This window comes from Streptomyces sp. NPDC001056, from assembly GCF_053598955.1.
This window is the reverse complement of the sequence record NZ_JBSFLI010000073.1, coordinates 1-5,224: the sequence shown is the minus strand read 5'-3', so window position 1 is coordinate 5,224 and position 5,224 is coordinate 1. Positions and strand designations below refer to the sequence as shown.

Sequence of the window (5,224 nt, the reverse complement as noted above, 5' to 3'; positions counted from 1 at the left end):
TTGTCTTTAACAAAACTTTTCCCTACCCGACCATCTACCTAACTACCTGCCCGCGACGCTGGCGCGCCTGCGCAGCCTCTGACCAGCGCGGTGTCCCGTGCGCCCAGGGCGCACGGGACACCGTACCGGGGCGTCCTGACGGTCGTCACCGCACCGAATGGGGACGTACAGTACCCCTGGGGGTATTTCTAGAGGAGTGAGCGTGGAACTGGAGCTTGAGGGCGCGTCCCTGAAGGCCGTGCTGAACCGGCTGCGGCGCGCGCAGGGCCAGATCTCCGGGGTGATCCGGATGATCGAGGACGGCCGGGACTGCGAGGATGTCGTCACCCAGCTGGCCGCCGCCTCGCGGGCGCTCGACCGCGCCGGTTTCGCGATCATCTCGACCGGCCTCCAGAAGTGCGTGGCCGACTTCGAGGACGGACAGCGCAGCGGTGAGGACCCCGAGCAGATGCGTACGCGTCTGGAGAAGCTCTTCCTCTCGCTGGCGTGAGAGACGCCGATCCGTGCCCGAGGGCGAGGACGCCGGCGCCCCGCGCCGGCCGGCGGGCCCTGTGGAACAGTTCGTGAATACCCGGCCTGGGGCTGGACACCCGTCGGCGCCAGGCGAGACGACAGGAAAGGCCGACCCCATGCGTTACGACCACACGGTGCATCTCGACACGGACTTCGCCACCGCCGTCACCCTGGTCCGCGAGGCCCTCGCGAACCAGGGCTTCGGCATCCTCACCGAGATCGACGTCACCGCCACCCTCAAGGCGAAACTCGACCAGGACATGGAGGACTACGTCATCCTCGGTGCCTGCAACCCGCCGCTGGCCCACCAGGCCCTGGAGGCGGACCGCACCATCGGCCTGCTGCTGCCCTGCAACGTGGTCGTGCGCGCCGAGGGCGACCGCATCGCCGTACAGGCCCTCGACCCGCAGACGATGGTGGCCCTGACCGGACTCGACGCCCTTCGCCCGGTCGCCGACGAGGCGACCCGCCGTCTCGACGCCGCTCTCGCGTCCCTCGCGGGGACCGGTGCGGAAAAATGACGCCGCCGCACGCCTGAGCCCCCCACCTGCCCACCGCCGCGCCGTGTCGTCCGCACCGCCCGAGCGGCCCCGGCGCCGTGGGCCCGCCCACCATGTCGCGGCCGTTTCGCCCCGCGCCAGCGGTCCCGCCCGGATTGGTGCGGCGGAAGTCCCGGCAGTAGCATGATCACCTTTGGGGCCGGCCGTGCCGGCCGGTCAAGTCGGCGCGCCGTTCGGTGCGCGCCCCGTCCGGAGATTTCCATGTCTGCTGTCAGCGATGCATTAGAAGACGCCCGTACCCAGTACGAGCAGCACACCCGCGCCTGCCGCCAGTGCCGCGCCGACTCCGCGCCGTGCGCCGTGGCCAAGCATCTGTGGCGCCTGTTCAACAGGGCCCGCCAGAACCGGCTGCGGTCGAACGAGGGCTGACCGGGGCGCGCCGAGGACCGACCCGGACGTGCTCAACCGCCGTACACGGCACGGACGTCGGCGCTCGGCGGCGGCGCGTGCCGGGCGGCCGGGCCCCGCGCGAACACGCGCAGCACGTTCTCCGTGGTGCGGGTGACGAAGGCGCGGGTACGGGCGTCCATCCCGTGGTCGCGGCCCAGTTCGCCCGTCCCGGCCAGCAGACCCTCCACCCAGCGCATGGTGCCGGTCGCGAACACCCCTGCACCGCTCGGGGTGTTGTAGTACGCCGAGTCGCTGTGGCTCGGCCGGCCCGCGCACACCAGCGGGGAGTGCGCGGTGATCTCCAGCGGGCCGGGGGTCGGGGCGCCGGGGGTGACCCGGTCGTACTCCACGCCCACCAGATGGGCGAAGGCGTCCCCGGCGCGGACGCCGGTGCCCTCGTACGCCCAGTGGCCGGCCGCCCGTACGACGTACGGCGCGTCGACCGGGTAGCCCTCGTAGAGCACCCCGGTGAGCGCGGACTCGGGGTCGGCGCCGGGCGGGAGCCGGTAGTCGGTGGTGACCTGCGCGGGGTGGGACGGGTAGCAGGGGTCCGCGCGGTAGTCGGTCTTGTAGCAGACGACCGTGCGGTCCCCCGCGCCCTGCCCGACCTCCAGCCGCACCCGGCAAAAGCAGGTGTTCGCACCGAGGAAGGCGATGTTCGTCCCGGCGTCCCGCGCGGCGGTGACATGCGCCCGCTGCTCGGGCGTCCAGTACTCGTCGTGCCCCAGGCAGACCGCGGCGTGGGCGCCCCGCAGCACCCCGGGGTCCCGGTGGACATCGGTTCCGGTGCTGTACGCGAGCGGGATGCCGAGGCGCTCGGCGAGCACGACCAGTGCCCGCTCGTAGGTCAGGAACTTCTCCGCGCCGCTTCCGTCGTAGGGCCGGTCGAAGCTGACCGCGAGGGAGCGCGTGGCGTACGCGCCGTTCGCGCCGGCGTACAGGCTGGCGCCGCCCCAGTGGTTGTAGGCCTGCCACGTGGTCGGCGCGTGCAGCAGCACCGTACGGCCCGTGCCGTCGGTGGAGCGGACCACGAGCGGGACGTACCGCTGATGGCCGGTGTCCGCCTCCAGGCGCAGCAGGTAGGCGCCCTCCGGCCAGCCGGTGGTGTCGACGGGCAGGCTGACCGGCCAGTCGGCGCGCACGGTGCGGGTGGCGGGCAGCACCAGCGGAGCGTTCCGCGCCCGGCCCGGTATCCGCCCCGAGGTCCAGATCCGCCGGGCCTGGGAGCCGCCGTACCAGCCGATGCGGAACGCCGAGACCCGGAACGACGCCGCAGTGGTCGACACGTGCAGGCCGAAACTCTCGCCCGGGAGCACGCTCACCCGGTCCGGATAACCGGTCACCGCGTCCGGCGGGCCCGTCGTCCCGAGTCGCCAGCCGGCGGTGCCCGGCGCGTCCCGCTCCGTCTCCGGCCGGTGACCGCCCCGGGGCCGGGACGGCGCGGCCGTGCACGCGGCGGCCGTACCGAGCCCCGCACCGGCGCACAGGGCGAGGAACCGGCGCCGCCCCGGCCCTGGGTCGTTCGCCGGGGTCACGCCGGCTCCCGGATGCGTCACCGCTCCAGCGTCGGGGCGCGCCCGGCCCTGGTGCAACCCGTCAGGCGCCGAAGCCGATGTGCACGTGGTCGTGATGGGTGGCGTCGCTGAAGAACTGCCCGGCCCCGCCGCCGGACAGCGGCACCGGGCCGCCGACGTTGTACGACCCCGCCGCGGCCGCGTCCCGCATGAACCGCTCGATCAGGGCCCGTGAGGTCGCCGGGTCCACCACCGGGTGGCCGTCGATCCGCCACACGTCGAAGGCCCGCCCCCGCGGATGGTCGCTCGGCCTGTCCGTGCCGAAGACGTCCAGCGGATGCCCGGAGCGCACGATGCTCACCCCGATCCGGTACGTCCGCGCCAGCGCGCGCATCGCCCGCGTCACGCTGGTGTGCACCTGGCCGCTGCGCAGGTCGGCGACGGCGGCGGGCGGCAGCGTGATCCGGTCGTCGGACAGAGCCGCGCGGGTGTCCGGGGGCAGTGACCGGGCGGGCGGCCCCGGGCGCGCCGGACGCAGCGCGTCGACCGTCCAGCCGTGCGATCCCCGCGAGAGCCGTACGTCCACGGTCGTACCGCCCGGGGCGAGCGCCGCGCCGCGTCGGGTCCACTGCCGGCAGACCACCAGCACGCTCGCGGACCGGGACAGGATTCCGCCGTACTGCGCGAAGACGACCTGGAGCGCGGCCTGATCGGCCGGGGGGAGCAGGGGTCCGGCCTGGCCGACGAGAGCCGCCGGCAGGCCGAGGGCCGAGACGCGTGAGCGGGCGGCCGCGGTTCCCCCGTGCCCCGTCGGCCATGCGCCGATCGCCTCCACCAGCTGTACGGCGCGCCGCTTCGCCGCCGGTTCGACCTCGTCCGGCGCCGGCCGCCACGGCGTGGTGTGCGGCGGCACCGGGACCGGCGACGCGGTGGCGCGTGCCGTGGGGGCCGTGGTGCCGGAGCAGCCCGCCGCGCCGAGGGCGGCACCGGCGAGCCCGGCCAGGACGGCGCGGCGGCCGGGCGGGGGAGCGTGACGGCTCATATCGCCAGTGTCCATCGCGCGCGCGTCCCCGGCGACCTCGGCCGGACGGAGGCCAACGGACCTAGAACGGCGGCTCGTTCAGGAGATCGAGCAGCCACTCGGCGCTCTGCGTGGCGCCGGGGGCGGGGCGTGCCGGGTCGGGGAACATCCGGCCCCAGGAGGCGGCGCGGCCCAGGGAGCTGAGCCGCCAGGCGAGGCTCGCGGCGCGCCGCAGGCCGGCCGCCGGGCGACCGGTGCCGGTCCAGGGTTCCAGGTAGGCGTCGCGCAGCCGGGGCAGCACCTGCGGGCCGTAGTGCTCGCGGGCCCTTTCGGCGGTCACCCTGAGACTGCAGAACGGATGGGAGACGGCCGCGTCCCCCCAGTCGAAGAACGTGAACCGGCCCGGCTTCGGGCGGAACAGCTGCCCGTCGTGCAGATCCGCGTGGTCGAGGGTGTCCTCGACGCCGATGGCCGCGAGTTCGGCGCACCAGTCCACGATCCGGGGCCGTACGGCGGTGACGCGGGCGCGCGCGTCGGGTTCGAGCGCCGTGTTCGCCGCGAGCAGCCGGTCGAACACCTCGGGCAGGTCGGGGGTGCGGGCGGTGGGCACCCCGAGCCGTACCAGTTCGCCCGTGTGCGGGGTCAGGGCGAGCTGCACGCCCGCGTACTGGCGCAGCAGGTCCTCCCAGGCCGCCGGTTCGACCGCCTCCCGCGCGAGCACATGGCGGAAGAGGTCGCCGCCGTCCGGCAGCAGCGACCAGGCGCGCGCCGCGTCCACGGCCAGCGGCTCCAGCACGTGTCCGGGCACCCAGCGGGCCAGCGCGGCGGTCAGCGGGCCCTCGAAGGCGGCGGCGCGCGGATTCGCCTTGAACCAGACGGGGTCCCGCCCCTCCACCGGCACCCGCGCCAGCACCGACCACGGCCGCAGCCGCACCCGCAGCTCACCGCCCGCACGCAGGCCGTGGTCGGCCAGACGCTCCCGGACCCAGTCGAGGGCCGCGGCCCGCCAGGACTCCCGCTCCCACGGCGTCACCGCGTCCTCGAAGGCGCCCCGGTCCACGGTCATCGAGATCTCGCTCCGCATCGCGCCATCCCAGCATCACGGCCGGCGCCGCGGCCACCGGTTTTCCGCGCACACGGGTGTGCCCCCGGCCGTCGGCCGGGGGCACACCCCCACGGCATATCACAACACTTGAAAACAAATAAAAACTACCAAATCTATTAAT

6 protein-coding genes are annotated in these 5,224 nt (G+C 74.4%); 3 read left to right on the top strand and 3 right to left on the bottom strand.

What is annotated here, in order from left to right; genetic code table 11:
- The first annotated feature begins 202 nt into the window (after positions 1 to 202).
- The 3 genes from ACWDD7_RS37280 (at position 203) to ACWDD7_RS37270 (ending at position 1,442) form a co-directional block, all read left to right on the top strand.
- Positions 203 to 490, top strand: coding sequence for a metal-sensitive transcriptional regulator (locus tag ACWDD7_RS37280; protein ID WP_285563210.1), 288 nt, complete (start codon positions 203 to 205; stop codon positions 488 to 490).
- A gap of 139 nt (positions 491 to 629) precedes the next feature.
- On the top strand, positions 630 to 1,034 hold the full coding sequence (locus ACWDD7_RS37275) for a DUF302 domain-containing protein (RefSeq protein WP_450460666.1): 405 nt from the start codon (positions 630 to 632) through the stop codon (positions 1,032 to 1,034).
- A gap of 240 nt (positions 1,035 to 1,274) precedes the next feature.
- Positions 1,275 to 1,442 (top strand): hypothetical protein, encoded by a 168-nt coding sequence (locus ACWDD7_RS37270; RefSeq protein ID WP_351881224.1) that lies wholly within the window; start codon positions 1,275 to 1,277, stop codon positions 1,440 to 1,442.
- Between the two features lie 32 nt (positions 1,443 to 1,474).
- Here ACWDD7_RS37270 and ACWDD7_RS37265 read toward each other — a convergent pair whose 3' ends face one another.
- The 3 genes from ACWDD7_RS37265 to ACWDD7_RS37255 all read right to left on the bottom strand — a co-directional run bounded on the left by ACWDD7_RS37265 (position 1,475) and on the right by ACWDD7_RS37255 (position 5,082).
- Positions 1,475 to 2,998, bottom strand: coding sequence for a N,N-dimethylformamidase beta subunit family domain-containing protein (locus ACWDD7_RS37265; RefSeq protein WP_450460665.1), 1,524 nt, complete (start codon positions 2,996 to 2,998; stop codon positions 1,475 to 1,477).
- Between the two features lie 61 nt (positions 2,999 to 3,059).
- Positions 3,060 to 4,019 carry a hypothetical protein gene (locus ACWDD7_RS37260; protein WP_351881218.1) on the bottom strand — a complete coding sequence of 320 codons (960 nt, stop codon included), beginning with the start codon at positions 4,017 to 4,019 and terminating at the stop codon, positions 3,060 to 3,062.
- Positions 4,020 to 4,080: 61 nt separating this feature from the next.
- Positions 4,081 to 5,082, bottom strand: a complete 1,002-nt coding sequence (locus ACWDD7_RS37255; protein WP_450460664.1) for a phosphotransferase — start codon at positions 5,080 to 5,082, stop codon at positions 4,081 to 4,083.
- Between the last annotated feature and the right edge of the window lie 142 nt (positions 5,083 to 5,224).